The sequence below is a fragment of the Kitasatospora phosalacinea genome (assembly GCF_000716545.1).
GTDB lineage: Bacteria > Actinomycetota > Actinomycetes > Streptomycetales > Streptomycetaceae > Kitasatospora > Kitasatospora phosalacinea.
Genome location: NZ_JNWZ01000146.1, coordinates 1 through 1,727, shown reverse-complemented (window position 1 = coordinate 1,727; position 1,727 = coordinate 1). Strand labels below are relative to the sequence as shown.

The following is a 1,727-nucleotide window of genomic DNA, read 5'->3' as shown; positions in this document are numbered from 1 at the left end:
CGCTGCTGCCGACGCGGTGTCGTTGGAGCCGGTGACGGACGACTCGTACGGCTGGCGCTGACCTGCCGGGCGAGTCGGCGGCGTCAGGGGACATCGCCGGAGACACGGGGCAGCTCACTGCCCGTGTCCGCAGGTGACGTCGCCCCGGCGGGCCGTGCCGGTCCGCTGGCGGCCGGGCAGACTCTGCCGGGACGCCGTCAGGGCCCGGTGGGACGCCTCGGCCCAGCCCTCTCGGCGGCGCGGCCACTGTTGATGGAGCACCACAGCTTGCGAGCGGTGCGCGCTAGTTCGCGAGCAGGGCCGATCGGCCCTGCCGGCCTGGCGAGCTGTGGCACGTTGCTTGGATCTGGGCCACGGCTGTCGAACCTGAGCACCGGTCGGATGCCGATGAGGCGGGGCCGGCGCCGGCCGTCCGGGCGATACCCTGCACCCGTGATCGAGCATTCGAACATAAGCCTCGCCAGCCTTCTCGACCGCGCCGCGGATGGGCACGAGTCCGCATCGCAGGCTGTGCTCACCGCGCTGTTCAAGGGCGGGGCGTTCGTTCCCGTCACCGACACCGGGTCGGTGGTGTTCATCCCCGGCGACGAACAGCAGCCCACACTGCTCGGGTTCACCGACGCGGGGCTCGGCACGCAACTGCTGCCGGCGGCCGCCGGGATGGTGCACTGCGACGCGGCGCGGCTGAGGGACATTTTGGAGAAGACCGGCGTCGCCGCGCTCGTGGTCCGCTCCGGAAACGGACAGGCGATCTTTCCCGAACCGGTGCTGCGGGACTGGGCGACCTACGGGTCCGGGGCGGAGATGAGGCTCGACTGGTCCACAGACCCGGTGGCGGTCGCCCTGCGTGACGCACTGGCTCGACGGATCCGCGAGTTCCCCGCCGTCCGCTCGGCGTGGGTAGCGCAGGTCCGGTGGCAGACCAGCGGTGAGGAAGACCTGATGCTGCACGTGGCCGTGGACGAGGACCTGCCATCGGCCTCCGCCGACCGCCTGATGCAGATCCTGCTCCGCGAGGAGGTGGATCCCGGCCTGGGGCATTCGAAGATCGGGATGCTCGCCCTGAACACCACCACCCACGCCGAAACCATCGCCGAGCTCGACCGCCGGGGCCTGGACACCGTGCGCCACGACCCCGAGTCGGGCCGAATCCAGGTGATCTCCCGCGAGTACGACGACCCGTCCGCGGCCCCGGCGAAGGACGCCGCGCCTCGCCCCCGTCCCAAGCGCCGCTGGTTCGGCCGCTCCTGACAGAACGCCACCAGGCACTCTCCGCGCGCAAGGTATCGCGCTCCGGCCTCGCAAACTGCCGCGCACCACCGCCAAGCTGACCAGCGGCTTCTAGAGGATCATTCGCGAACTACAGTGCTCCGTCACAGTCACCGTGGGTGCCTCGGCCGCGCGCAGCTGCCCGCGCGGAGCGGTCGGGCAGCTGGCTGTTGCGGCCGCGGCATCAGGCCGGGGGAGCGGTCGAGCGCAGGACGTGGTCGACGAGTACCCGGAGCTCGTCCATGCTGTGCAGGCTCCCCTGGTGGAGCAGGAGACGGTAGTACAGCGGTGCGTAGAGCAGTTCGATGACCAGGTCCGGGTCGGCGTCCTGGTGGAGCTGTCCCGCGTCGCGGGCCTTGGCCAGCCGGCGTCGGGCGTCCTCGATCCGCGGGTGGAACAGGTCGTCGACGAGGCCCCGTGCCAGCCGGGGGTCGTGCTGGGTGTCGGCGATCAGTCCG

General features: G+C 71.4%; 2 protein-coding genes. One reads left to right on the top strand and one right to left on the bottom strand.

The window, feature by feature from the left end; all coding sequences use genetic code 11:
• Window positions 1-432 precede the first annotated feature (432 nt).
• Complete coding sequence (locus OO48_RS33830; RefSeq protein ID WP_157845619.1) at window positions 433-1,251, top strand: hypothetical protein; 819 nt, start codon at window positions 433-435, stop codon at window positions 1,249-1,251.
• 202 nt (window positions 1,252-1,453) lie between these two features.
• On the opposite strand, the gene OO48_RS33825 is transcribed toward OO48_RS33830, so the two are convergent.
• Window positions 1,454-1,727, bottom strand: a 274-nt coding sequence (locus tag OO48_RS33825) for a TetR-like C-terminal domain-containing protein (protein ID WP_033223451.1), incomplete at its 5' end; no start/stop codon positions are given.